The sequence below is a fragment of the uncultured Streptococcus sp. genome (genome assembly GCF_902463925.1).
Classification (GTDB): domain Bacteria; phylum Bacillota; class Bacilli; order Lactobacillales; family Streptococcaceae; genus Streptococcus.
On sequence record NZ_CABQHE010000014.1, the window covers coordinates 1 to 25,362 of the forward strand.

Consider the following 25,362-nt stretch of genomic DNA (forward strand, 5'->3'; position numbering starts at 1 on the left):
CTAGAATTCAACAAAAATTAAATGACCAGTCTCCTGTAGAGTACAGAAAACTGGTCGCATAAGAGGTTTTTTGCTTGTCCCATTATTGGGGTTCAGTGCCATAAGACTAGTTCCTGTAAGCAATAAACTCTATTCTAATTATACTTTTGTCACCACAACATAACGATTAGGATCATCACCTTCTGAGTGACTTTCTACACCTTCAATTTGAGAGAGAGACTTATGAATGATTTTACGTTCGCTGTTGGTCATTGGATCCATCACATACTCTCTCCCTGTTTCTTTTACTTTGGCTGCTATTTTTTCTGCTAAATCAATCAGAGTCTCTGTACGTTGCTCCAAATAATCACGAACATTAAGAACAACACTAGAGCGTTTAGAATGACGGTCGTGCAAATAATTTTGCGCTAAAAGTTGTAAAGACTTAAGAACCTTACCGTGATAGCCAATAACACGTCCTGGCTGGTCTGTCTCAATCTGTATAATGATATTACGACGATTGTGACTAACCTCCAGACTAGCATCAACATCCATTTCATAGATGATTTTTTCAAGATAAGATAAAACGTCATCTGAAGCTGCTTGAACATCTTCTAAATTGCTTTCAGAAGATTCATCTGAACTAAACTCAGATGCCACAAAAGAGCTAAAATCATCTTCTGATTCTGAAGTTTCTACAGTCTGAAGTTGAGCAATAGGTTCTAGTTTGGACGCAAGAGAAGTAACCTTAGGTTCTGTAGCATCCTCTTCTGATGACTCGCGCTTAACAGATAAAGGAATGATTCTCGTCTTTGGTTGCTCCTGTATTTTACCAGGCAACTCTTTCCCAAATGTCTCAGTAGCCACTGGTTGCGTTAAGATTTCCTGTGCCTCTTCCTTATTATCTGAACCCGTAACAAGCTTTGTCACTTTCTTGGAAGCAATAGTTTCCTCTTTGGAACTTGTAACAAAATCATCCGGCTGTGTTACAGCATCGGGAGCTACTTTAATGACATCGCAATCTGCTTTGTGAACTATTCCTTCATTTATCGGTTCAACGCTAACTTGGGCAGGTTTCTTTCCAAACCCTAAAAAACCTTTCTTCTCACGAGAAATCACCTTAATATGAGCCTTCATACGCGGTAGATTAAGATCTTTCAAACCTTTCTCTATAGCTTGTTCAACTGTTTGTCCAGAATAGACTACCATAAAAAGCCTCCTTATTTACGTTTATGCGCCTTTTTCTTCGCACGACGAATCTTAGCTTTACGTTCTTTTTCTTCTGCTTCCAAACGATTACGTTCTTCAATGATTTTAAACGGATTATTAAAAACTAAAACCTGAACAACTTGGAAGGCGTTTGAAACTGCCCAGTACAGTGCTACCCCTGAAGAAATCTGAGTTCCAAACCAGAAAATAAAGATTGGAAGCATGATATTCATAACAAGAAGCATTGCACTACGATCTTTAGCCGCCTTATTTGTCAACCAAGTTGAAAAGAAAGTGAAAGCAGCCGCCAAAATCGGAAGAATAAAATAAGGGTCTTTCTGACCTAGATCAACCCAGAGGAATGTTCCTTCTCGCAATTCTGGTACTCGTGTGAGTGCTCCATAAAGAGCCATCAAAATAGGAAATTGAATCAAGAGAGGAACAAAGCTTGCGTAAGGATTTACACCATGCTCTTTATAAAGATCTTGTTGTGCATAAGCAAGAGCTTCACGATTCTCGCGTCCAGGATACTCACTCTGCAAACGACGTAACTCTGGTTGCAACTCTTGTAGTTCACGGCTTGACTTAATTTGGCGATTATACAGAGGAATCATTACCGCACGAATTAAAATCGTGAAAATAATAATACCTAATCCAATAGAACCACCAAATGAAAGCCCTTGAATAGCCTTCCCAAACATTAAAATAAGACGTTCCCAAAGACCTGTAGAGTGACTTGTAACATCACTTCGTCCACACGCGGACAAAAGCAAGAGAGCTCCTGCACCTAAAACAGATATATTAAGTTTTTTCTTCACTAAAAACTCCTTTTTAATACGATAAAGAACTGCTTCGCTTCCATTCATTAAGAGTATCTCAAAAATCAGGAGTGATTTTAGTTTATCCTACAATGTAAAGAAGCAAAATAATCTACTAGTCCTTATATAACTTTGCTATTTTTAAGACATGAACGAGATTGCTATAAATGTCTTGATAACTTAAGTCTTCGACACCTTTACGAGCAATAACGACAAAATCTTGATGTTCTAACTGAGATGACATGTCCATCAGTGCATGTCGTAGACGACGTTTTACCCGATTCCGAGTAACCGCATTACCAAGACGCTTACTGACTGACAAACCCACTCTAAAATGAGGCAGATCACGATCCAGACAGTAGACAACAAATTTCCGATTAGCAACACTGTGTCCTGCATCAAATAATGCTTTAAAGTCTTTCTCTTTCTTAACGCGATAAGATTTTTTCAAAATGCGACTCCAAACTCAAAATTAGTACTATTATATCATAAATAGCAAAAAAGCCCAAAACCTTATGGTTAGGGCCTTAGAGACTTATTTTTTTAGAGCTTTTTGAGCTTCTTTGATTTGCCATTTAACCTGGTCAAAACCAGTTCCGCCAAGGGAATGACGACGTTCAACAGCTATATGAGATTTGAGTGTCTCATAGATGTCCTCTTCAATTAAATCTGAAACTTCTTGATAACGTTCGAGAGGAACATCCTGAAGGTAATAACCAGCTTTGGTACACTCAAGAACGAGCTTTCCAACAATCTCATGTGCTTCACGGAATGGAAGGCCTTTAGACGCAAGATAATCAGCCAACTCTGTGGCATTTGAAAAATCTTTTTCTGTTGACTCTGCCATATGTTTGTCGTTAACAGTCATTGTATTGAGCATGCCTGCGAGAATATCAATAGCGACAGTAATCGTCTCTACCGTATCAAACATACCTTCTTTATCTTCTTGGAGATCTTTATTGTAGGCCAAAGGTAGTGATTTCATCACAGTCAACAGTCCAATCAGATTACCATAAACACGACCTGATTTCCCACGAATTAGTTCTGCCATATCTGGGTTTTTCTTTTGAGGCATAATGGACGAGCCTGTTGAAAAAGTATCAGATAGAGTTACAAACTTAAACTCGTTAGAACACCAGTTAATGATTTCCTCACAAATACGTGTCATATGCATCATGAGAATACTTGAGTTTGACAAGAATTCGAGAATGAAGTCACGGTCGGAAACAGCATCCAAGGAATTGCTATATGGTTTTGCAAAGCCCATTAAGTCAGATGTCATATTACGATCAATAGGGAAAGTTGTCCCTGCTAGAGCGGCAGCACCAAGTGGGGAAATATCGGTATGCTTGATATTAAATTCAAAACGTTCAGAATCACGTGTGAACATGTTGTAGTAAGCCATCAAGTGGTGACCAAAAGAAATCGGCTGAGCATGCTGTAAGTGGGTGTAACCTGGCATAATTGTGTAGGTATGTTTGTCTGCTAGACTTACCAAGGTATTACGTAAATTATCAAGTTTCTCAATAACTTCCACTAATTTAGCTTTCAGATATAAGTGCATATCTGTCGCTACTTGGTCGTTACGTGAACGCGCTGTATGAAGCTTTCCTGCCACAGGTCCAATTTTAGCCGTTAAAAGACTTTCCATATTCATATGAATATCTTCGTTAGAAACATCGAATTCTAGCTTACCAGCCTTATATTCCTCCAGAAGCTCTTCCAAGCCTTGTTTAATTTGTAAAGACTCCTCCTTGGTAATAATTCCTGTCTCACCCAGCATGGTTACATGGGCAATAGATCCTTTCAAATCAAACTCTGCCATTTTTTGGTCAAATGAAATTGAAGCACCAAATTCTTCTACCCATTTTTCAAGACTAGCTTCGAACCGACCGCCCCATAGTTTATGATTTTCTGCCATAGTTTTATTTTGAAGATTGCCCCACGCTGGGATAATCTTCCATCCTTTCTTAATACTTATAACAAGCAACGACCTCTTTGGTCACAATAACTTAAATGAAAAAAGCTAGATAGTATTTGTCTAGCTTAATTTGTCTCTCTGGACACTTGTTTTCCTAAAACCCGATCTCTGTCGTAGTTTATTTAGGCTCGTGACGCCTCTCAGAACGCCTTAACGATAATAATATAAGTTATAAGAAAAGAGTATCAGATGTGGCTCTCTGGACACTTTTATCTGATAAGAAGCGTTATTCTTCTAATAGCCTACTTTTCTTATGAAATTTGTCATTAATTGTCAAATGGATGGTTAACTTGTGAATTAACCTGAGTTGGAAGACCCCAAAGCTTGATAAATCCAATCGCAGCATCCTGATCAAAGCTGTCAGCTGATGTATAAGTAGCTAAGTTTTCATCATACAATGAATTAGCTGATTGACGTGCTACTACTTGAGCATGCCCTTTGTAAAGCTTAACTTTAGCGATACCATTAACAACTTTTTGTGTTTCCTTAATATAAGCAATGATAGCTTGTGTGGCTGGGCTAAACCACAAGGCATTGTAGATAAGGTTTGACAATTCATTTTCAAGAATTGGTTTAAAATGAGAAACTTCACGTACCAAAGTTAAGTCCTCAATTTCTTTATGAGCTGTCAAAAGGGCAATAGCTCCTGGACATTCATAAATTTCACGAGATTTGATACCTACAAGACGGTTCTCAACGTGGTCGATACGTCCGACACCATGCTTACCAGCGATAACATTCATTTCTTGAATAAGGTCAGCCAATTTCATTTCTTTACCGTTAAGAGCAACTGGCTTCCCTTCTTTGAAAGTAACATCGACATATTCAGCTTCATCTGGCGCAGACTCTGGTGAATTGGTAATCCCAAAAGCCTCTTCTGGAGCTTGATTCCAAGGATTTTCAAGAACACCACACTCATTGGCACGTCCCCAAAGGTTTTGGTCGACTGAGTAAGGATTATCAAGGTCTGCTGGAACTGGAACACCATTAGCCTTAGCATACTCAATTTCTTCCTCACGAGACCATTTCCACTCACGCACTGGTGCTACTACTTTAAGATCTGGATCTAGGGCAGCGATGGCAACTTCAAAACGAACTTGGTCATTACCTTTACCAGTACAACCGTGAGCGATAGTTGTTGCACCTGTTTTATGAGCAATTTCAACTAATTTTTTAGAAATAATTGGACGGCTAAGGGCTGAAACTAAAGGATATTTTTGTTCATAGTAAGCGTGAGCTTGAAGTGCTGGAAGCACATAATCTTCAGCAAACTCATCTTTAACATCAAGCACGTATGACTCAACAGCTCCAACTGTCAAAGCTTTATCATGGATAAACTCAAGATTTTTACCTTCACCGACATCCATACAAACGGCGATAACATCGTAATCTTTTTTAAGCCATGTAATAGCGACTGAGGTATCAAGACCTCCCGAATAGGCAAGAATAACTTTCTCTTTTGACATAATATTTTTCTCTTTTCTTATATTTTCTTGTGGTTGCTATCTCTATCAACCTTACGAGATTAATTATATTGCATATTTATTCACCTGTCAACACTTTTTCGTTATTTTTTTATATTTATTTCGTATTTATTTGTTTTTATTTATTGTTTCAACCTAAAAAGTGCTTAATTCTTAATTTTTATTCAATTTTATGCAATGTCAGATTGAAAATAAATAACATCCTTGAAACTGTTTAAATAGATTCAAAAGCATCTTTAACTATTTATCTTCTAAAATGCCAAAAGGCCTGTACAAAGTACAGACCTTTTGAACAACAGCATCATCGGTAGAGAACACAACAGCAATTTTAGATAGAATGAATGTCGTTTTTTATCCTGAACTGCAATTTCTTAGTCTATTTTTTATAAATTTCATCACTAAAAACCATCTATTTAGTATTTTTACAGAAATTAGTTACTTATTAAGATAATCATATACTTTTTTAGACTGATAAATTGCAAAATATAGTGCAACAAAAAACTCATAGCCTTTCATTGGTGTAAACTGTAAGTAACCACACAAACAGATCACGACTAACATTAAAAGAGCCAATAGACGTAGAACCGTAAACAAAACGATCATCTCTAGACTCTCGCTTTTCCTTTCAAAAATCAACCTACTCTATTGTAAGATAAATATATAATTTAACATCATTCCTATTAGAAAAAACTAAAAATATAAATCTATTTTTCCTAGTTAAGAACCATCAACTATTCAGCTGACAGTCAGACCATGTCACATGTAAATTTATTTACAAAACATAAAAAAGAGCCTAGATACCCCGAGCTCTTTAACTGACTGATAACCTCAATTTATGGATACATGTCAATGACGTAGTAGAAATACCAAATCTTCACTTCTCTCTACTTTTTATTACAAATCTATAAAACTAATTTAAAGTTTTTAAAGTGATGATATAACTACATTATATCATCATTCTATTACAAAAACACTCTTAACTAAAATCATATAATTGCTGACATATTGTTTATGCATATTCGAAAACCCAACAAATGTTGGGTTAGTTTTTTATAGTGTTGCAAGAACTTGATCAATATGTTTAATAGATTTTTCACGACCAAGTAAAAAGATAGTCTCTGGTAATTCTGGGCCGTGCATCTCTCCTGAAACAGCGATACGAATTGGCATGAAGAGGTTTTTCCCTTTAATTCCTGTTTCTTTTTGAACAGCCTTAATTTGTGGGAAAATATTTTCTGTAACAAACTCGCTATCTGACATATATTCGAGTTTAGCTTTAAAGGCCTTAAGTACTGTTGGTACTGTTTCACCAGCCATAACTTCTTTTTCAGCCTCTGTCAATTCTGGGAAATCTTCAAAGAAGAGGTCTGTGAGAGGTACAATTTCTTCTGCAGCTGTCATTTGTGGTTTGTAGAGTTCCACTAATTTTTCAGCTTTATCTGTCAAACGACCAGCTTCTTCCAAGAAAGGTTTGCAAAGAGCAAAGACCTTATCGAAATCAGCATTCTTGATGTAGTCATTACTCATCCAATCCAGTTTCTTCTGGTCAAAGGCCGCTGGAGACTTGCTTAGACGGTTCTCATCAAAAAGTTTGATAAGTTCTTCGCGAGAGAAGATTTCGTCCTCGCCACCAGGATTCCAACCTAGAAGAGCAATAAAGTTGAAGACCGCTTCTGGAAGGTAACCTTTTTTACGGTAATCTTCGATAAATTGAAGGGTATTAGTATCACGTTTAGACAACTTCTTACCAGTTTCAGAATTGATGATAAGGGTCATGTGTCCAAACTCAGGTGCTTCCCAACCAAGAGCCTCATAAACCATAAGCTGTTTTGGTGTATTGGCAATGTGGTCATCTCCACGGATAACGTGTGAAATTTGCATATCGTGGTCATCAACAACAACCGCAAAGTTGTAAGTTGGGTAACCATCCTTCTTCTGGATAACCCAATCACCACCGATATTGCCACCTTCAAATTCGATATCTCCTTTAACGATATCATGCCATTTGTAGATTCCTGACTCATTAACAGCCAAACGAACTGTAGGAATAATGCCAGCCGCTTCACGTTCTGCGATGTAGGCAGCTTTTTCTTCTTCAGTCATACCAAGGAACTCGTTAATATAACGAGGTGTTTCACCTGCTGCTTCTTGACGTTCACGTTCTGCAGCCAACTCTTCTTCAGTTACATATGACTTGTATGCCTTACCTTCTGCCAAAAGTTGATCAATATATTTTTGGTAAAGTGGCAAGCGCTCTGATTGACGGTAATTTTCATGTGTTTCAGGACTTTCATCCCAGTCAATTCCCAACCAACGCAAGTTATCAAGCTGTGAACGTTCACCATCTTCAACGTGACGTTTACGGTCAGTATCTTCAATACGGATAATGAATGTACCACCATGATGACGTGCATAAAGGTAGTTAAACAATGCTGTACGAGCATTACCAATGTGTAGAAGCCCTGTTGGACTTGGTGCGTAACGAACGCGGATATCTTTAGCCAAGATAAATCTCCTTTTTATGTTTCATTCTTCAGTCTTTGGATACCTGGTTAGCTTGAAGGCTCTCCCCAAGCTTAAGCATAAGCTTATAAGTACCAATCCTTTTTATTATAACACAATCTAAAGGTGGTTCGAGGAATTTTGTCAAAAAAACGACTACCTAAAGGTAGACGTTTTCGATAGTTTACTTAACGTGTTTTGCAAGATCTTTTTGAGCTTTGTCATTAGATTTTGCTTTCTCTTTAAGCCAATCTTTATAAGCTGAATCATATTGTTTCTTAGTTACAATATCATCTTGAGATTTAATATACTTGAAGTAGTAAGTAGAGCCTTTATCACCAGCTTGAGCGTAAGCTCCTGAGAATGGCTGGATGCGAGAAACTACCGTTGCCGCACCACTGTAAGCGGTAGTTGGAAGATAGAGGGCACTATCTGTCAACCATGCTTGAGCTTTAGCATATTTTTTATAACGAAGTGTCAAATCTGTAGTTTCCTTAGAAGCATCTTCAACTAATTGGTCATATTCTTTAAGACCTACTTTTTCCACAGCTTGACTATTTGGATTGTCGTAACCCATAAAGGACTTGGTGTTTTCGCTACTAGTCGTTTTCAAAACATCAAGATATGTAGATGGATCGAGGTAATCAGGCTCCCAAGCAACACCAACTGACAAGTCCCAATCCTCTGCTGCTGCATTCGAAGCATAGTAAGTAATATTGTAGAAATCGTCAGCTGACAATTGATGGATATCAATTACAACATTCTCTTTTCCAAGTGTAGCTTCAATAGACTGTTTGAGAGATTGCACTTGATTCACAAAAATTTTACTTGTTTGATTTACTGGAACGTCCAAATGAATCGGGAACTGAACTCCTTCTGATTGAAGAGCTTCCTTAGCTTTCGCGAACTCAGCCTTAGCTTTTTCTGGATTGTAAAGACCATCCTGACTATCTGCAAGATTCACACCAGACCACTCATCACCATAAGCTGGAAGTTGATCCATTACCATTGTTCCGAAATCTTTACCATCTGCCTGAACAAAGTCTGGTTTAACAAAGATATTACGAACAGCTGTATTAGCACTTTCTTTACCATTCAACTGAGCCGCATAATTTGTACGATCAATGGCAAATCCTAATGATTGACGGAAATCCTTATTAAGAAGTGCTGCTTTAGTTGATGATTTCTGTTGGTCATTTTCTTTAGAGGTATTATTGTAAGTTTGGCGATCAATATTAATACCAACCCCCTCTACTGATGCTGCTGGTTGGGTAGTATAGATATTATCTTTATACTTTTTAGAAACCTTAGAATAATTTGAGCTAGTAGGGAAGAGGCGAGCTAATGTATAGACACCATCAGTGAACTTACGTTCCAAAGACTCTTGATCTGATCCATCATCATAAGTTAATTTGATATTGTCAAAGTAGACATTATCCTTATCCCAATAATTTTCATTCTTGGTGAACTCAATAGATGATTTAGTTGTCAAAGCTTTAAGAAGATATGGTCCGTTATAAAGAATAGACGTTGGATCCGTTGACTTACCAAAATCTTTTCCTTTAGATTTCAAAAATTCTGCGTTAACAGGCCAAGTGACAGAGTAAGTCAATTTTGAATTCCAGTAAGGCATTGGTTGGCTAAGTGTATATTGCAAGGTGTGATCATCAACCGCTTTGATACCTACAGCTGAAAAATCTTTGTTAGCTCCAGAAAGGTAGTCATTCAGACCTTTAACTGAGTTTTGTAGCAAATAGATAGCTTCAGACTTTGTATCTGCGGCATGTTTAAGTCCTGTTACAAAGTCCTTAGCAGTCACATCTGCATATTCTTCGCCGTCTGAAGTGTACCATTTGATCCCCTTACGAATCTTGTAAGTATATGTTAACCCATCTTGAGAGACAGACCAATCTTCAGCTACAGATGGTTTTAAATTACCGTATTGATCATTTTCAAACAAACCATCAACACCATTACTAACAGCTGTCGTCATGTTTTTCTTATTTGTAGCAAGATAGTCTAGGGTTGCAGGATCACCTCCGTAAACATAGTTATAAGTCTTTCCAGACATCTTACTTGATGATGAGCAAGCCGTTAAAACACCTACAGACAACAGGCCTACGGCTACCAGTAAAAATACCTTACTCTTTTTCATTCATTGCCTCCTTAAATTGTAACGTAAAAAGTTTTAAATCAAAAATGATGTGTATATGCGTAAATTATATCATAACCTTCAACAATCAACACTACTTTCTGAAGATTTTTTATTTTCTACTCAAGTATTCCTATCTAGCTCAATTAAAAAAACCTATCCGAAGATAGGCTTTTACTATTCTTACAATGAGTTAGGATCAACTTTGATACCAGCACCTTGTGTAGTAGTGATTGAAAGGTTTGTGATGTAAGTACCTTTCGCTGTAGCTGGTTTAGCTTTTTGAATAGCATCGTTAAATGCTTTAAAGTTTTCAACCAATTTTTCAGCTTCGAATGAAACTTTACCGATGATAGCTTGTACGTTACCTGCTTTATCAGCACGGTAAGTGATTTTACCACCTTTAGACTCTTCAACTGCTTTAGCAACGTCCATAGTTACTGTACCAGTTTTAGGGTTTGGCATCAAGTTACGTGGTCCAAGGACACGTCCAAGACGACCAACGATTGCCATCATGTCTGGTGTTGCAACAACAACGTCAAAGTCAAGCCATCCACCGTTGATTTTAGCAACGAGTTCGTCTTCACCAACGAAGTCAGCACCTGCTGCTTTAGCTTCTTCAGCTTTAGCACCACGGGCAAATACAAGAACACGTTGAGTTTTACCAGTACCGTTTGGCAATACCATTGCTCCACGGATTTGTTGGTCAGCTTTCTTAACGTCGATGTTAAGGTTGTATGATACTTCAACAGTAGCATCGAATTTTGCGAAGTTAGTTTCTTGTGCAAGAGCTACAGCTTCTTCTACGCTGTAAGCTTTTGTGCTGTCGATTTTCTCAAGAGCAGCACGCATTTGTTTGCTTTTTTTAGCCATGTTAATTATTTCTCCTTGTGTAATGTGGTCATAACGACTTTCATCTTCCACGTCACTCAGCGAAGTGAGACGACGTCTGTGGTTTTCTTGTTAACTGAATTAGTCAGTAACAGTGAATCCCATTGAACGTGCAGTACCTTCGATCATACGCATAGCTGATTCGATGTTTGCAGCGTTCAAGTCAGGCATTTTAGTTTCAGCAATTTCTTGTACTTGTGCACGAGTTACTGAAGCAACCTTAACTGAGTTTGGAGTACCTGAACCTTTTTCAACACCTGCAGCTTTTTTCAAAAGAACAGCAGCTGGTGGTGTTTTAGTGATGAAATCAAATGATTTATCTTCATACACAGAGATAACAACTGGGATAATCATACCAGCTTGATCAGCTGTACGAGCGTTAAACTCTTTAGTGAATCCCATGATGTTGATTCCGGCTTGACCAAGAGCTGGTCCAACTGGTGGAGCTGGAGTCGCTTTACCAGCAGGAATCTGAAGTTTTACGATGTTTTCGACTTTTTTAGCCATTTTGTAATTTCCTCCTATTGTGGTTTTGGCGGTAAGTAAGTTTTGTTACCTCCCACAAGTATGTTTTTACATACCCTATCTATTATACAGAAATTCTTTTTAGATGCAAGAATTTCTTATTAAGTTTAGGAAAAAATTTACATAAAGGCCTTTTCGAGGTAAAATAGATTTATGATTCTATATAAATTCTTTGCTATAGCATTTTTCATTTTAACACCTATCTTTGCTTTTATTATCCACCGCTTCTTCAGTTTAAAATATCTCGGGCTTAATTTCGCTGACCTTACCTTCCCACTTTATTTTATTGAGGTGGTTGCTGTATCAGCCCGTTTCTTTACCCATAGTTTTTTGCCTTACATCACCATCTTATTATCCTTGGCGGCTATCATTATCACGATTCAGATGCTAAGCAAAACACAATCTTTCAAATTTAAACGTTTTCTTAAGTTGTTCTGGCGTATCAGCTTTTTTATCACCAGTCTTTTCTATTTAGGGACCGTGATTCTCATTTTTATCGTTTCTTAAAAACTAGATTAACTCAGCGTTTATATTGTGTGCTGAGTTTTTTTACATTGAATTATAAAAAAGCAGGCAACCATGCCTGCTTAACTTTTCGGTATTAGGGATGAACTTGAGTCATTCGACCAGTATCTACATCATAAACCGCACCGGAGATGATAACATCCTCAGGAATAAGCGGTGACTGACGAAGAATAGCCATATCTTCACGAACACTCTCTTCTACATCTGTGAATGGAAGAAAATCTTGATCAGAAACATCAACACCAAGTTCTTTATTGAGATAGGCGGTAAACTCATCATTCTTAAAGGTCTGAGCACCACAATCTGTATGGTGAAGAACTACGATTTCTCGTGTCCCCATCTGTTGTTGAGAAATAACCAAAGAACGAATCATATCTTCCGTCACACGACCACCCGCATTACGCAAAATATGAGCGTCACCTAGGGCCAACCCCAAGGCCTGGGCAACGTGAAGACGTGAATCCATACAAGTCACAATAGCCACCTTAGTCTTTGGTTTCAAGGGAAGATGGGCTGTCCCGTGGAGGTCAACATAGGCTTTGTTGGCATTGAGAAAGTTTTCAAAATAAGACATAATAACTCACTTTCTAATGAAGAAAATAATTTGACTATCAAATTATTCACACACTATCTTATCATCTTTTTATTAACTTGTCAGCTATTGAGTTTGCAATATAAAAAGGAGAATAGATGCTAAGAAGCATCCACTCTCCTTCAATTTATACTATGAACGTTTTGGTAAGTATCTATTAAGCAAGCCTGCAAAGGTTTGAAGATTGAGACTTTGAACATAAATTTCACCTGTTCCTCTAAAGGTATTAACAACACCCTCTCCTGTTCCAATAGACTGCCAGAAACCATTTTCCAAGTGAATATTATAATCAAGTGTCTGACTCCAGGCAACGACATGAGCATTATCAATAGTCACTTCTTGATTGTTTAGCTCAATTTTTTTAATAGAACCGTAGGCATTCGCCAAGAGTGTTCCTTGACCTTGGGTTGTCATCACAAAGAAACCACCCTGACCACCAAAAATAGCCTTACCAACAGACTGGAGCTCCATTGTATAGTAAGCTGTGCCATCAAGTGCTAGAAAGGCACCGTCATTTAGTCGGTACTGTTTTTCACCTAAATAAAGTGGAATCACCTGACCTGGAGAATCAGGGGCCAAGGCTATATAACCGTTATTGGACTGTGAGACAACCTGAGTAATAAGGCTACTTTCGCCCGAAACCATTGAACGCCCAACGGCTTTTACAAAGCGACCTAGACCTGATCCACTGGCATTTAATTTGGTACTCAGTGTCACATTAGGTGTGTGATATACCATGCTGCCACGCTGGATAAAGACTGTTTCACCTTGATTAAGAGATAACTCTACTAAAGGGAATTGCATGTTGCTGTCTGTGAAAAATTGCATAATAAATACCTCCCTATCCTTATGAAAAGTATAGCATTGGAGGTATAATTTTGCAAACGTTTTCAAATTGACTTTTTAAGAAAAGACTTTTTTGAGTACTTCTCCTACCGTCGTGACCCCAACCACCTTGATACCTTCTGGAATCTTCATGCCATGAAGCGAATTTTTAGGAGCATAAATCTTAGTAAAACCTAGTTTAGCAGCTTCATTGATACGCTGCTCAATACGAGTCACACGACGGATCTCTCCTGTCAAGCCAATTTCTCCTATGAAGGCTTCTTGTGGATTCGTTGGAAGCTCCTTGTAACTAGAAGCGATAGCAACGGCAACTGCAAGGTCAATAGCTGGCTCGTCCAATTTGACACCACCAGCTGATTTGAGATAGGCATCTTGATTTTGGAGAAGAAGGCCGCAACGTTTCTCTAAGACAGCCATGATAAGGCTGACACGGTTAAAGTCCAGTCCCGTCGTTGTCCGCTTTGCATTGCCAAAGACGGTCGGTGTCACCAAAGCTTGAACCTCAGCTAGGATAGGTCGACTCCCCTCCATTGTGACAACAATGGCAGAACCTGTGGCACCGTCTAGGCGTTCTTCTAAGAAGACTTGGCTAGGGTTTATTACCTCTACCAGACCACCTGACTGCATTTCAAAAATCCCAATCTCATTGGTTGAACCAAAACGGTTTTTAACTGCCCGCAGAATACGGAAGGTATGATGACGTTCCCCCTCAAAATAGAGCACAGTATCCACCATGTGTTCCAACATACGTGGTCCAGCCAACTGTCCCTCCTTGGTCACATGCCCAACAATAAATGTAGCAATGTTATTGGTTTTGGCAATCTGCATGAGTTCGGCAGTTACTTCACGAACCTGGGACACAGATCCTTGAACGCCAGAGATCTCTGGGCTCATGATGGTCTGAATTGAATCGATAATAAGGAAATCAGGTTTGATAGCCTCGACTTGGCTACGGACTGCTTGCATATTGGTCTCAGCATACAGATAAAATTCGTTATCAATATCACCTAAACGTTCACTCCGCAATTTGATTTGCTCGGCCGATTCTTCCCCAGAAACATAGAGGACCGTTCCCTTGTTAGCCAGCTGTGTTGACACCTGTAAGAGGAGGGTCGATTTCCCTATTCCTGGATCTCCTCCAATAAGAACCAAACTCCCCGGAACCACACCGCCACCTAAAACACGGTTAAACTCGTCCATATCAGTTTTTATGCGGGCGTAATTAATTGAAGAGACTTCTTTTAATTTAGTAGGTTTGGACTTTTCACCCGTCAAACTGACACGGGCATTTTTAACCTCCTGCACCTCAACTTCTTCCTCAAAAGAGGACCAAGAAGAACAATTGGGACAACGTCCTAGATATTTGGGTGAATTGTAGCCACATTCTCTACAAACAAAAGTTGATTTTTTCTTAGCTATGATTCTAATCCTTTCCTTTCATGATAAACTCATACATTGCCATCTACCCCTATAAGCTCTAGCTTTTAACACCATTTCTCTAGAAAAACTCTTTTAAATCCAGATTGGTTAAGCAATAAGCCCGATGCTTCTCAAAGATACGAGAAGATATAACCAGCAAGCCGGCCGCAAATTTCTTCTATTTTCCAGTTGACCCGAACCCACCAGTTCGAACGCCATCTGCTTCGTCCCCATCTGCGATTAAGAAAGGTGCAAAGACAGCCTGAACCATGCGTTCGCCAACTTCAAGAGTCACGGGCTGATCAGTAATATTTTTCATCTGGGCGAAGATGTGACCTTCATTTCCAGGATTTCCATAGTAATCGCCATCAATAACTCCAACTGAGTTGATTAAGACCAGACCTTTTTTACGAGGGTTAGAGGAACGGTCATAGAGATAGAGAACCTCACCAGGTTGCATGTAAGCCTTAACACCTGTTGGTACGAGAACAATTTCCCCAGGAGCAATGACAGTATTCTCCGCAACCTTTAAATCATAGCCAGCCGCATGAGCAGTCTCCCGCTTTGGAAGTAAGTCCTGATTGTTATAGGTTGATACAAGTTCAAATCCACGAATTTTAGTCATTATTTTTCCTTTCTACATCAGTTAACTAATTCTTGTAAAATCAGCTACACTGAATTTAAGAAGAATATTTCTTAAATCTATCCTATTATAATCTATTCGAAATAAGATGACAAAAGTAATAGTCTAATCGTATTCTCATCAAACGAAGATTGACTTTTACCTAGGAAAACGCTAACATTATACTAGATATAATACTTTTAAGGAGAGTTGTCATGAAATTCATCGGACTTGTTGGTACGAATTCAAAACGTTCAACTAATAGACAATTATTGCAATATATTCAGAAGCATTTTGCAGATAAGGCAGAAATTGAACTTGTAGAAATCAAAGATCTTCCTGTCTTTAACAAACCTGCCAATAAGCAATTGCCAGAAAGTGCACTAGAAATCGCTAAAAAAATCGATGAAGCTGATGGTGTCATCATTGGAACACCTGAGTATGACCACTCAATTCCGGCTGTTCTCATGAATGCTTTGGCTTGGCTCTCATACGGTGTTTTCCCTCTTTTGAATAAGCCTGTTATGATTACAGGGGCATCTTATGGAACTCTAGGAGCTTCTCGTGCACAGCTACAACTTCGTCAAATTTTGAATGCTCCAGAAATCAAAGCTAATGTGCTTCCAGACGAATTTTTGCTCTCACATTCCCTTCAAGCTTTTGATAGCAACGGCGATTTAGTTGACCTTGATGTCATCAAAAAATTAGATGCTATTTTCGATGACTTCCGTCTCTACGTCAAAATTACTGGTAAACTCTCACATGCTACAGAGTTGCTACATAAAGAAGCTGAAGACTTCGACTGGGAAAGCCTATAAGACAGGAGAATATAAACTATGAAATTTGTTGGACTCGTTGGAGCAAATTATGACCAATCATATAACCGTAAACTGCTCGAATTTATCAGAAGACATTTTAAAATTAAATTTGAACTTGAAGTTTTAGAAATTGATGAAGTCCCTATGTTTAACCAAGATGAAAAATGGGACGAAAGCTTCCAACTTCGCTTACTTAATAACAAAATTACACGCGCTGACGGCGTTATCATCGCAACACCTGAACACAACCACACTATCTCTGTAGCTCTTAAATCAGTTTTAGAGTGGCTCTCATTCGAAGTGCACCCATTTGAAAACAAGCCTGTTATGATTGTTGGTGCTTCTTATTACGATCAAGGGACTTCACGTGCCCAAGTGCATTTGCGTAAAATCCTTGAAGCACCTGGTGTCAACGCTTATACCCTTCCAGGTAATGAATTCTTGCTTGGAAAGGCTAAAGAAGCTTTTGACCTTGAGGGAAACATTACTAACGAAGGTACTATTAACTTCCTTGAACAATGCTTAGATAATTTCATCCAATATGTAGGAGTGGTTTCTAAATTGAAAAAACCAAAACCAATTGAACCTGAAGACTTGGATTGTAACAACCCAATCGCTACAACTGTTACTGAGGTCGACCCTGACGATCCAGAATGGGTAGAAAAAGTAGCTGAAATTACTGGTGCGGTATCAGGTGATACCTACGTGAAATTGGATCACGGTATTTTGACGGTTAACCAAATTGACATGTTTCTCAAGGCTATGCCGTTTGAATTGACCTATGCTGATGATAATAACCAGTTCCTATACTACAATAACGCCCATCAAGATCCTGATACTATGTTTGCCAAACGTGTGCCACCTCAATCTGGTAGCCGTATGTCAACTGTTCACGGCTCACTTCCACCAGCTCGTATGAAAAATGTAGAATGGGTTATCGGTACACTTCGTAATGGTAACCAAGAGTATGTTCGTACGATTGTTCCAGGATCACCTGAAGGAGTTATCAATACGCATAACTATCAGGCTATGTACTATGATGATGGTTCTTATGCAGGAATCAATGAAATCGTCTTTAACTTTAAACCATGGCTTGACTGGTATCTCGAAACAACTGGTCAACGCCTTGTCGGAGGAAGCGGTCCTTTTGCACCAGCTGCAGCTAGTCATGGCGGTAGCGACGCCACATCTGGAGCATCAGATACTGGTGGTCACGGTGGCGACGCAGCCCCAGCCGCAGATGCCACATCTGGAGCATCCTCATATTAAGACTTGGAAAAGTTGGGACAAAATGTCCTGACTTTTTTTCATGGTTATCTTAGATTCATTTTCACTCGAGCTTGCGCATTTGCCGTGCTCCAAGCTACACATTTTAGAGGTAAACCTATGTCTCAATTTCAAGAAAAAGTTTTCGCTGCTTGCGCTAAAAAAGAAGCTCTCTTTGACGAAAGTCTGGGACGCTATGCCTTGCGTTCTATGCTTGCAGGAGCTTATCTTACCATGTCAACTGCTGTAGGAATTATTGGTGCAGATGTTATCGCTACGGGTATTCCAGCCCTTTCCCGCTTCGTCTTTGCTTTTATCTTTGCTATCGGATTGGTCTTCGTTCTCATTTTCAATGGAGAGTTGGCTACTTCAAACATGATGTTCCTGACCAGTGGTGCCTATTATGGTAAAATCAAATGGAGCAAGATGTGTGCCATCCTCCTCTACTGTACCTTCTTTAATTTTATCGGTGCCCTTATCTTGGCCTGGTTCTTCAACCAATCCTTCTCTTTCCAACATTTGACTGACAAGAGTTTCTTAGTTACTGCTGTCTCAACCAAGCTTGGAAAAACAGATTGGATGAACTTTACAGAAGGTATTACCGCTAATATGTTCGTTAATATTGCCATCTTAGGCTACATGCTCCTCAAAGAAGAATCTGCCAAAATTTTCATTGCGCTATCAGCTATCTTTATGTTTGTATTTTTGATTAATGAACACTTGATTGCTAACTTTGCCTCTTTCATGTTGCTCGGTTTCAACGGTGTGCGTGATGCTGTGGATAATTTCACTTTGGCAAATATTCTACGTCAGTGGGTAGTCGTTTTCTTCGGTAACTGGATTGGCGGAGGTATTTTCATTGGTTTGGCATACTCTTGGCTCAATAAAACTAAAACACCTCACATTGATTAGGAGATCACATGCGTCAAAAAACATTCATCAAACAAACCAGCCTAGCTATTCTACTCTATTTTATTTGCCTAGCCCTTGCAGTTGCCATTGATTTAATCTTTTTCAAAGTCAAAAATATGTATCATACGCCTGCCTTAGCGGCTATCTTTGCAGGTTGGGTCTATTTGGGACTTATCAGAAAGACAAAACAATTTGGGGCTATTACCTGTCTGGGTATCTTTATGTCCCTCTTCTTCTTTGCCTCTGGGCATTTTGTTCTAACCTTTCTTCCTAGCTTTCTAGCTGGCCTTGTCGCTGACTTTCTAGCTAAGAAAGAGAACTATGAGAATAATAAACTTAATTTACTTTCCTATATGATCTTTTCCCTAGGAAACTTAGCACCCATTATCACCATGTGGCTTGCACCCAAAGCCTATATCGCACAGCTCCTAGCTAAAGGGAAAACCCAAGATTATGTAAATCAAGTTATGGTTCCCTTTACAGCCAGTCATGTCTTAACTCTGATTGGAGGAACGCTCATGGCTGCTCTCATTGGGGGCTACATTGCCCAAAATTGGCTAAAAAAATAAATAGCCATCAGACCTCCTAACAGAGAGCACAAGACAAACATGCTTTTCTTATGTTATAATGAGAAAGAATACAGTCTTTTTCTAGTTTGTTAGAAAGGACCTAAAGGGAGACCTAATGATGAAAAAACAAAAAATCGCTGTCTTGGGCCCTGGTTCATGGGGAACTGCCCTTGCTCAGGTACTCAACGACAACGGACACGAGGTTCGTATTTGGGGAAACATCCCTGAACAAATTGATGAAATTAACGAGAAACACACCAATACCCGCTACTTCAAGGATGTGGTTTTGGATGAAAACATTAAAGCCTACAAAGAGCTATCTGAAGCCCTAGATAGTGTCGACGCTGTTCTCTTTGTTGTTCCAACCAAGGTCACTCGCTTAGTTGCTAAGCAAGTTGCTGAACTTTTGGACCACGAAGTTGTTGTCATGCATGCTTCAAAAGGTTTGGAACCTGGAACACACGAACGCCTTTCAACAATCCTTGAAGAAGAGATTCCTAAGGAACTTCGTAGTGAGATTGTTGTCGTATCTGGTCCAAGCCATGCTGAAGAAACTATCGTTCGCGATATCACTTTGATTACAGCAGCATCTAAGGATCTTGAAGCGGCACGCTATGTCCAAGGTATTTTCAGTAATAACTACTTCCGCCTCTACACCAATTCAGACGTGATTGGTGTTGAAACAGCTGGTGCTCTTAAAAACATTATCGCGGTAGGTGCTGGTGCCCTCCACGGTATGGGATATGGGGACAATGCTAAGGCAGCCGTTATTACTCGTGGACTTGCGGAAATTACTCGTCTTGGTGTGAAACTTGGGGCTGATCCTTTGACTTACAGCGGTCTATCTGGGGTTGGTGACCTTATTGTTACAGGAACCTCTATCCATTCACGTAACTGGCGTGCTGGGGATGCGCTCGGTCGTGGAGAAAAGCTAGAAGACATTGAACGTAACATGGGAATGGTTATCGAAGGTATTTCAACCACAAAGGTTGCCTACGAAATCGCCCAAGAACTTGGCGTCTACATGCCAATTACAACAGCAATCTACAAATCTATCTATGAGGGTGCTGATATCAAGGAATCTATTCTTAATATGATGTCCAATGAATTGCGCTCTGAAAATGAATGGGATAAAAAATAAAAATCTAAGGAGTTCTCATGAAAAATCAAAAAGTTAGAAAAGCTATCATCCCCGCTGCAGGACTCGGAACACGCTTTTTACCAGCTACTAAGGCCTTGGCCAAAGAAATGTTGCCAATCGTTGACAAACCAACCATCCAATTTATCGTTGAAGAAGCCCTCAAATCAGGTATCGAAGATATCTTGGTGGTTACTGGTAAGTCAAAACGTTCTATCGAAGACCACTTTGATTCAAACTTCGAGTTAGAGTACAACTTGGAACAAAAAGGCAAGACAGACCTGTTGAAATTGGTTAATGATACCACTTCTATCAACCTCCACTTTATCCGTCAAAGCCATCCACGTGGTCTCGGAGATGCTGTTCTTCAAGCCAAGGCATTTGTCGGAAATGAGCCATTTGTTGTCATGCTTGGTGACGACCTTATGGATATCACTAATGACAAAGCAGTACCTTTGACTAAACAGCTCATTAACGATTATGAGGAAACACACGCATCAACCATTGCAGTTATGCCTGTACCTCACGAAGATGTTTCTTCTTATGGTGTCATCGCCCCTCAAGGAAAAGGCGAAAATGGACGTTATAGCGTTGAAACTTTCGTTGAAAAACCAAATCCAGAGGATGCACCAAGTGATCTTGCTATCATCGGGCGTTACCTTCTAACACCTGAAATTTTCGGTATTTTGGAAACTCAAGAACCAGGTGCTGGAAATGAAGTCCAATTGACTGATGCTATCGATACACTTAACAAGACACAACGCGTCTTTGCTCGCGAATTTACTGGAGACCGTTATGATGTCGGTGACAAATTCGGATTCATGAAAACGTCTATCGATTACGCTCTTAAACATCCTCAAGTTAAAGATGACCTCAAGCAATACCTCATTGACTTGGGACACAAACTTGAAGGCAAACCAGCTAAAAAAGACTAATATAAAAACCATCGAACATGACATTCGATGGTTTTTTCATATGACTTAAAAATAAGTGAATCCTAGAAGAATCAGCAATAGTAAAATATAGGTTAAAAGGGCTGTAAAACGCCAACCTTTACTAAATAAGCGACTTTCAACCTTGTTAGCCAAAAAGATAGCTGCAAGAGCACCTCCAACTAAACCACCAAGATGGCCTGTAATCCCAACACTAGGTGTAAACAGGTTGAAGATTAAGTTTATGACAATCAAAGCCAAGTAATTGCGACCTAACTGATTAAGCAAAGGACTATGACTATAGTAGCCAAGAATCACAACAGCCGCAAAAAGTCCAAACAAGGATGTCGAAGCACCAGCTGCAATAACATTAGGCGTAAAAAGTAAGGTAAAGGCATTTCCCATAACACCAGCCAACAAATAGAGCCCTAGAAAACGTAGAGTCCCAAAAATCTGCTCAGCCATTTTCCCCATAAAGTAAAGGGCAAGCATATTAAATAGAAAATGCTCAACACCTATATGCACAAAAATTGGTGTTACAAGACGCCAAAGGTTCAAGGGACTGTACTGAACAAACGCACCGTACATAGCCCCCATCTTAAAGAGGCTCAAAGGCGAGGTCGCTTGAAAGCCGTTTAAAAGATATTGACAGATGAAAGTCAGCATCGTAAGTCCCAACAATAGATAGGTTGCTGGATATTTCTTCCACTCATTTATTTGCATGTGACGACCTCCTTAACAGGAATATCATAGCTGTCTGGTTGAAAATCATGTTTCTGGCAAGGATAAACCGTACTAACGGTCTCCCCTTCAAAGTCAGACAAATAGCGATCATAATAACCTGCTCCGTAACCAATACGATAGCCTTCATCATTGAAAACCACTCCTGGCACATGAATCAAATCAATCTCTGTTTTTTCCACAGCCAAATCAGACGCAGGTTCCATCAAGCCAAAAGAGGTAGCAACAAGATTATCTGGATTATAATCCACAAAAATCATTCGACCTTGTTTATATGTTTTAGGAATCAAAAGTCGTTTACCATCCTTTAAAGCCTGATTGATTAAAAGACTGGTATCATATTCATGAGGAAAAGACAAATAAGTCGCAATCACCTGGGCATCTTTATAAGCAGGTAAGGCAATCAATTGCTCCAAAAGATACTCATCTATCTTAGCCTTAGTCTCAGGATCTTGTGAAGTTAACTGAGCCAAGGCTGTTTTTCTAAGTTCATTTTTCATAGGTTTATCATATCAAAAAAGCTACCAAAAGTCAGACTTGGTAGATTTTTTAGCTGTATCAACTATGGTTAGGCTTCTGCCTTTTGTTTAAGGAATTTTCCAATTTCAACCACTGCAAAAGCGAGAGCATCTTCATTTGGACTCATCTTAGGATGGTGAAGTGCATATGGCGTGTCAATTCCCAACCAGAACATGACACCAGGAACCTTACTAAGCAAATAACCAAAATCCTCTCCAGTCATAGCTGGTGGACAATCAATCAGGTTGACCTCTGGGCTAGCATCAAAGAAAGCCATCAACTCTTTGGCCAATGATGGATTATTTTCCACAGGAAGATAACCACCTTGTTTCAACATGATATCCACTTCCATACCAAAGCTAGCTGCCACACCTTCTGCAATCTGACGCACGCGCTTCTGGATAAGGAGACTCATTTCCTGAGTAAGGGTACGAATAGTTCCATATACCTCTGCAGTTTCAGCGATAACATTGTTAGTAGTTCCTGCATGGAAAGAACCAAAGGTAACTACCCCACCCTGGATAGGGTCAACATTACGACTGACAATCGTTTGCACCTGAGTAATAAAGTAAGAAGCTGCTACAAGAGCATCATTGGCCTCATGTGGAAAGGCCGCATGTCCACCTTTCCCCTTGAAAGTAACGAGGACTTCACAAGTCCCAGCAAAAAGGGTGCTTGTGTTAGTCGCAATATCACCTACCTTGAAATCTGGACGGACGTGAAGGCCATAGAACTCATCTGGCAACCAATCTCCAAAGGCACCATCCTCATACATAAGCATACCACCAGCTTCATTTTCTTCAGCCGGTTGGAAGAGGAAGAGCATGTTATTTTTAGGTTGTACTTGAAGCATCTGATCCAAGAGACCAAGCGCTGTGGTCATGTGCATATCGTGTCCACAAGCATGCATACGACCTTCATGAGTAGACTTGAAGTCAAGACCTGTTTCCTCTACGATTGGGAGACCATCAATATCTGTACGCCAACCAATAGTTTTTTCAGGAGCATGCCCGTGAAGATAGACAAGAATCCCTGTACGCCAAGTACGTTGCTCCACAAAGTCCTTACCTTCAGTCATTTCAGCAATACGCTCTAAGAGATAAGCCTGAGTTTTAAATTCTTCCAAACCAATTTCAGGAATTTGGTGAAGGTCTCGTCTGATTTTTATTAAATCAAGTGTCATGTTTTTATCCTTTTTATTTGTCTTATTTTATAGAGAATCTAGAAATAGAGGCCTTACAGGCCTCTACTATCAATATGTTACAAGTTACGCAAAGCGTCTTCGAGTGCTGTTTTTTGTTGTGTTTTTTCATCAATTTCCTTGATGATGCGAGCTGGGACACCTGCTACAACCACATTTTCAGGGACATCTTGAGTAACGATAGCGCCAGCGGCAACGACTGAACCGTTACCTACTTGAACACCTTCAATCACAACAGCATTAGCACCGACAAGAACGTTATCACCGATACGTACTGGCTCTGCTGAAGCTGGTTCAATCACGCCAGCAAGGACTGCACCCGCACCAATATGGCTGTTTTTACCAACAGTAGCACGACCACCAAGGATAGCACCCATATCAATCATAGTACCTGCACCGATTTCCGCCCCGATATTGATTACAGCACCCATCATAACGACAGCATTATCTTCAATCGTTACTTGGTCACGGATAATGGCACCTGGCTCGATACGGGCATTAAGGTGACGCTTATCAAGCAATGGAACAGCTGAGTTGCGGCCATCTTGTTCCACAACATAATCCTTGTTTTCCGTCAAATTTGCAAGAAGCGGCTCGATATCTTTCCAGTCACCGAAAAGAACATTGCCAAGCTTAGTGACAGAAGTTGGAACAGCAGTTGCCAATTCCCCTTCAAAAGTTACTTTAACATTTGTTTTCTTTTCTGCATTACCGATAAAAGCGATAATTTCTTGTGCAGACATTTTTTGTGCAGTCATGAGATTCTCCATTCACATAAAGTTAGGAGTTATTATACCAAAAATTCTGATAATTGTCTTTGCTTTTGCCAAATAGATTGTATTTTTATGTAAATTCTGGCTTTAGAGCTTCTATATCAGTAATCACTCGGTCTGGCTTGATTGGGGAATTCTCCAGCTCTCGAAGGGAATAAGGGAAGGTATTGAGCAAGATACCATCGATCCCAACTGCTTCAGCCACAGCAATATCAGTCGTCAAGTCATTTCCCACCATGACAGTCTCAGATGGCTTTAACCCATGATCATCCAAAACTTGCTTTAAAAATTCGGGTTGAGGCTTACAGATACCGGCATCCGAAGACAAGTAAATAGCATCAAAATAAGGTCTTAACGCCATTAGGTCAATCTCAGCGTTAGTAAAGGCTGCTTGAGCATTAGACAAGAGATAGAGACGACAGCCCTGCTCTTTTAGAAAGGCTAGAACCTCCTTAGTATGAGGATAAGCTGTCAAATGTTTTCGAGATAAGACGCGAAAGACCATAGCTATCAAATTTCCCCAATCGTCCAGCTGATTAGAGTTACTAGACCGAGGCCGAGCATCTACATAAAGCTGGTTAAAAATGTGGGCTAAATCAATTTCTGGATAAACAACCCCTTTGAGCTCTATTAACTCCTTACGGGCCTGATCCACGTGCTTAGCATAAGCCTTTTTAAGAGCATCACCTTCATAAGCCGCTCCATAAGCCTGATATAGCTGGCCTAATGTATCCCATAACACAGGATCCTTCTCATCGGTTAGGATATCAACCAAGGTACCATAAAAATCAAAAATGTAGTTCTTATAGGCTCTATTTTTCATCGCTTTTTACGGCTCTATAATTTCTGTAGTGGGTAAAACCACTGTAGAGATTATAGAGCTTTTTGAGTGTACACAAAAAGTCCCATAAGAACTATAATGAAAAGCAACCAAACCATCATTAGGAA

The 25,362-nt window shown here is 39.5% G+C and carries 25 protein-coding genes; 7 read left to right on the plus strand and 18 right to left on the minus strand.

From position 1 onward, the window contains the following. Positions 1-138: 138 nt before the first annotated feature. The 9 genes from jag to rplK all read right to left on the minus strand — a co-directional run bounded on the left by jag (position 139) and on the right by rplK (position 11,523). A complete protein-coding gene (gene jag, locus RDY04_RS08690; RefSeq protein WP_303952257.1) occupies positions 139-1,188 on the minus strand; it encodes an RNA-binding cell elongation regulator Jag/EloR in 1,050 nt (349 codons plus the stop codon). Positions 1,189-1,199: 11 nt separating this feature from the next. Continuing rightward, entirely contained in the window at positions 1,200-2,006 is an 807-nt protein-coding gene (locus tag RDY04_RS08695; RefSeq protein ID WP_303952258.1) for a membrane protein insertase YidC, read from the minus strand. 115 nt (positions 2,007-2,121) lie between these two features. Continuing rightward, positions 2,122-2,457 carry a ribonuclease P protein component gene (rnpA, locus tag RDY04_RS08700; protein WP_002891957.1) on the minus strand — a complete coding sequence of 112 codons (336 nt, stop codon included), beginning with the start codon at positions 2,455-2,457 and terminating at the stop codon, positions 2,122-2,124. An 84-nt stretch (positions 2,458-2,541) separates the two neighbouring features. Further along, entirely contained in the window at positions 2,542-3,927 is a 1,386-nt protein-coding gene (gene argH / locus RDY04_RS08705; protein WP_303952261.1) for an argininosuccinate lyase, read from the minus strand. Between the two features lie 326 nt (positions 3,928-4,253). Continuing rightward, a complete protein-coding gene (locus RDY04_RS08710) occupies positions 4,254-5,453 on the minus strand; it encodes an argininosuccinate synthase (RefSeq protein WP_003092074.1) in 1,200 nt (399 codons plus the stop codon). A 1,068-nt stretch (positions 5,454-6,521) separates the two neighbouring features. Next, entirely contained in the window at positions 6,522-7,976 is a 1,455-nt protein-coding gene (gene gltX / locus RDY04_RS08715; RefSeq protein WP_247914094.1) for a glutamate--tRNA ligase, read from the minus strand. A 181-nt stretch (positions 7,977-8,157) separates the two neighbouring features. After that, complete coding sequence (locus RDY04_RS08720) at positions 8,158-10,128, minus strand: peptide ABC transporter substrate-binding protein (protein WP_303952265.1); 1,971 nt, start codon at positions 10,126-10,128, stop codon at positions 8,158-8,160. A 180-nt stretch (positions 10,129-10,308) separates the two neighbouring features. Further along, positions 10,309-10,998 carry a 50S ribosomal protein L1 gene (rplA, locus tag RDY04_RS08725; protein ID WP_003091882.1) on the minus strand — a complete coding sequence of 230 codons (690 nt, stop codon included), beginning with the start codon at positions 10,996-10,998 and terminating at the stop codon, positions 10,309-10,311. Between the two features lie 99 nt (positions 10,999-11,097). Beyond that, complete coding sequence (gene rplK / locus RDY04_RS08730; protein ID WP_002885648.1) at positions 11,098-11,523, minus strand: 50S ribosomal protein L11; 426 nt, start codon at positions 11,521-11,523, stop codon at positions 11,098-11,100. Between the two features lie 171 nt (positions 11,524-11,694). On the opposite strand from rplK, the gene RDY04_RS08735 reads away from it, so the two are divergent. Next, positions 11,695-12,048, plus strand: a complete 354-nt coding sequence (locus tag RDY04_RS08735) for a DUF3397 domain-containing protein (protein ID WP_303952269.1) — start codon at positions 11,695-11,697, stop codon at positions 12,046-12,048. A gap of 94 nt (positions 12,049-12,142) precedes the next feature. Here RDY04_RS08735 and RDY04_RS08740 read toward each other — a convergent pair whose 3' ends face one another. The 4 genes from RDY04_RS08740 to RDY04_RS08755 all read right to left on the minus strand — a co-directional run bounded on the left by RDY04_RS08740 (position 12,143) and on the right by RDY04_RS08755 (position 15,548). Next, positions 12,143-12,640 (minus strand): carbonic anhydrase, encoded by a 498-nt coding sequence (locus tag RDY04_RS08740; RefSeq protein WP_002885818.1) that lies wholly within the window; start codon positions 12,638-12,640, stop codon positions 12,143-12,145. Between the two features lie 150 nt (positions 12,641-12,790). After that, on the minus strand, positions 12,791-13,486 hold the full coding sequence (locus tag RDY04_RS08745) for a TIGR00266 family protein (protein ID WP_303952272.1): 696 nt from the start codon (positions 13,484-13,486) through the stop codon (positions 12,791-12,793). Positions 13,487-13,561: 75 nt separating this feature from the next. Next, positions 13,562-14,923: a DNA repair protein RadA gene (gene radA / locus RDY04_RS08750; protein WP_303952517.1), complete on the minus strand. Its 1,362-nt coding sequence runs from the start codon at positions 14,921-14,923 to the stop codon at positions 13,562-13,564. Between the two features lie 178 nt (positions 14,924-15,101). Beyond that, a complete protein-coding gene (locus tag RDY04_RS08755; protein WP_064520016.1) occupies positions 15,102-15,548 on the minus strand; it encodes a dUTP diphosphatase in 447 nt (148 codons plus the stop codon). Positions 15,549-15,760: 212 nt separating this feature from the next. On the opposite strand from RDY04_RS08755, the gene RDY04_RS08760 reads away from it, so the two are divergent. The 6 genes from RDY04_RS08760 to galU all read left to right on the plus strand — a co-directional run bounded on the left by RDY04_RS08760 (position 15,761) and on the right by galU (position 21,183). After that, positions 15,761-16,363: an NADPH-dependent FMN reductase gene (locus RDY04_RS08760; RefSeq protein ID WP_003092087.1), complete on the plus strand. Its 603-nt coding sequence runs from the start codon at positions 15,761-15,763 to the stop codon at positions 16,361-16,363. An 18-nt stretch (positions 16,364-16,381) separates the two neighbouring features. Continuing rightward, complete coding sequence (locus RDY04_RS08765; protein ID WP_303952276.1) at positions 16,382-17,632, plus strand: NAD(P)H-dependent oxidoreductase; 1,251 nt, start codon at positions 16,382-16,384, stop codon at positions 17,630-17,632. A gap of 117 nt (positions 17,633-17,749) precedes the next feature. Continuing rightward, positions 17,750-18,541 (plus strand): formate/nitrite transporter family protein, encoded by a 792-nt coding sequence (locus tag RDY04_RS08770; protein ID WP_303952278.1) that lies wholly within the window; start codon positions 17,750-17,752, stop codon positions 18,539-18,541. Positions 18,542-18,549: 8 nt separating this feature from the next. Beyond that, positions 18,550-19,110: an MptD family putative ECF transporter S component gene (locus tag RDY04_RS08775; protein ID WP_303952280.1), complete on the plus strand. Its 561-nt coding sequence runs from the start codon at positions 18,550-18,552 to the stop codon at positions 19,108-19,110. Between the two features lie 118 nt (positions 19,111-19,228). After that, positions 19,229-20,251 carry an NAD(P)H-dependent glycerol-3-phosphate dehydrogenase gene (locus tag RDY04_RS08780; RefSeq protein WP_295494576.1) on the plus strand — a complete coding sequence of 341 codons (1,023 nt, stop codon included), beginning with the start codon at positions 19,229-19,231 and terminating at the stop codon, positions 20,249-20,251. 17 nt (positions 20,252-20,268) lie between these two features. Continuing rightward, entirely contained in the window at positions 20,269-21,183 is a 915-nt protein-coding gene (gene galU / locus RDY04_RS08785; RefSeq protein WP_303952282.1) for a UTP--glucose-1-phosphate uridylyltransferase GalU, read from the plus strand. Between the two features lie 45 nt (positions 21,184-21,228). Here galU and RDY04_RS08790 read toward each other — a convergent pair whose 3' ends face one another. From RDY04_RS08790 to RDY04_RS08810, 5 genes are all read right to left on the minus strand, one after another. Next, complete coding sequence (locus tag RDY04_RS08790; RefSeq protein ID WP_303952284.1) at positions 21,229-21,903, minus strand: rhomboid family intramembrane serine protease; 675 nt, start codon at positions 21,901-21,903, stop codon at positions 21,229-21,231. Continuing rightward, the gene (locus RDY04_RS08795) at positions 21,894-22,421 is read right to left on the minus strand and encodes a 5-formyltetrahydrofolate cyclo-ligase (protein ID WP_303952286.1); all 528 of its coding nucleotides are present in this window, start codon (positions 22,419-22,421) and stop codon (positions 21,894-21,896) included. The genes RDY04_RS08790 and RDY04_RS08795 overlap by 10 nt, the downstream gene beginning before the upstream one ends. A gap of 68 nt (positions 22,422-22,489) precedes the next feature. Continuing rightward, entirely contained in the window at positions 22,490-23,623 is a 1,134-nt protein-coding gene (locus RDY04_RS08800; protein WP_303952288.1) for an N-acetyldiaminopimelate deacetylase, read from the minus strand. Positions 23,624-23,700: 77 nt separating this feature from the next. Beyond that, a complete protein-coding gene (gene dapD / locus RDY04_RS08805) occupies positions 23,701-24,399 on the minus strand; it encodes a 2,3,4,5-tetrahydropyridine-2,6-dicarboxylate N-acetyltransferase (protein ID WP_037621250.1) in 699 nt (232 codons plus the stop codon). 85 nt (positions 24,400-24,484) lie between these two features. Next, positions 24,485-25,237 carry an HAD family hydrolase gene (locus tag RDY04_RS08810; protein ID WP_303952291.1) on the minus strand — a complete coding sequence of 251 codons (753 nt, stop codon included), beginning with the start codon at positions 25,235-25,237 and terminating at the stop codon, positions 24,485-24,487. Between the last annotated feature and the right edge of the window lie 125 nt (positions 25,238-25,362).

Excerpts from the sequence above, each read along its gene's own strand:
- jag (WP_303952257.1), bottom strand. The coding sequence starts at position 1,188 with ATGGTAGTCTATTCTGGACAAACAGTTGAACAAGCTATAGAGAAAGGT.
- argH (WP_303952261.1), bottom strand. The coding sequence starts at position 3,927 with ATGGCAGAAAATCATAAACTATGGGGCGGTCGGTTCGAAGCTAGTCTT.
- RDY04_RS08710 (WP_003092074.1), bottom strand. The coding sequence starts at position 5,453 with ATGTCAAAAGAGAAAGTTATTCTTGCCTATTCGGGAGGTCTTGATACC.
- RDY04_RS08720 (WP_303952265.1), bottom strand. The coding sequence starts at position 10,128 with ATGAAAAAGAGTAAGGTATTTTTACTGGTAGCCGTAGGCCTGTTGTCT.
- rplA (WP_003091882.1), bottom strand. The coding sequence starts at position 10,998 with ATGGCTAAAAAAAGCAAACAAATGCGTGCTGCTCTTGAGAAAATCGAC.
- rplK (WP_002885648.1), bottom strand. The coding sequence starts at position 11,523 with ATGGCTAAAAAAGTCGAAAACATCGTAAAACTTCAGATTCCTGCTGGT.
- RDY04_RS08735 (WP_303952269.1), top strand. The coding sequence starts at position 11,695 with ATGATTCTATATAAATTCTTTGCTATAGCATTTTTCATTTTAACACCT.
- RDY04_RS08740 (WP_002885818.1), bottom strand. The coding sequence starts at position 12,640 with ATGTCTTATTTTGAAAACTTTCTCAATGCCAACAAAGCCTATGTTGAC.
- RDY04_RS08745 (WP_303952272.1), bottom strand. The coding sequence starts at position 13,486 with ATGCAATTTTTCACAGACAGCAACATGCAATTCCCTTTAGTAGAGTTA.
- RDY04_RS08755 (WP_064520016.1), bottom strand. The coding sequence starts at position 15,548 with ATGACTAAAATTCGTGGATTTGAACTTGTATCAACCTATAACAATCAG.
- RDY04_RS08760 (WP_003092087.1), top strand. The coding sequence starts at position 15,761 with ATGAAATTCATCGGACTTGTTGGTACGAATTCAAAACGTTCAACTAAT.
- RDY04_RS08765 (WP_303952276.1), top strand. The coding sequence starts at position 16,382 with ATGAAATTTGTTGGACTCGTTGGAGCAAATTATGACCAATCATATAAC.
- RDY04_RS08770 (WP_303952278.1), top strand. The coding sequence starts at position 17,750 with ATGTCTCAATTTCAAGAAAAAGTTTTCGCTGCTTGCGCTAAAAAAGAA.
- RDY04_RS08775 (WP_303952280.1), top strand. The coding sequence starts at position 18,550 with ATGCGTCAAAAAACATTCATCAAACAAACCAGCCTAGCTATTCTACTC.
- RDY04_RS08780 (WP_295494576.1), top strand. The coding sequence starts at position 19,229 with ATGAAAAAACAAAAAATCGCTGTCTTGGGCCCTGGTTCATGGGGAACT.
- galU (WP_303952282.1), top strand. The coding sequence starts at position 20,269 with ATGAAAAATCAAAAAGTTAGAAAAGCTATCATCCCCGCTGCAGGACTC.
- RDY04_RS08790 (WP_303952284.1), bottom strand. The coding sequence starts at position 21,903 with ATGCAAATAAATGAGTGGAAGAAATATCCAGCAACCTATCTATTGTTG.
- RDY04_RS08795 (WP_303952286.1), bottom strand. The coding sequence starts at position 22,421 with ATGAAAAATGAACTTAGAAAAACAGCCTTGGCTCAGTTAACTTCACAA.
- RDY04_RS08800 (WP_303952288.1), bottom strand. The coding sequence starts at position 23,623 with ATGACACTTGATTTAATAAAAATCAGACGAGACCTTCACCAAATTCCT.
- dapD (WP_037621250.1), bottom strand. The coding sequence starts at position 24,399 with ATGACTGCACAAAAAATGTCTGCACAAGAAATTATCGCTTTTATCGGT.
- RDY04_RS08810 (WP_303952291.1), bottom strand. The coding sequence starts at position 25,237 with ATGAAAAATAGAGCCTATAAGAACTACATTTTTGATTTTTATGGTACC.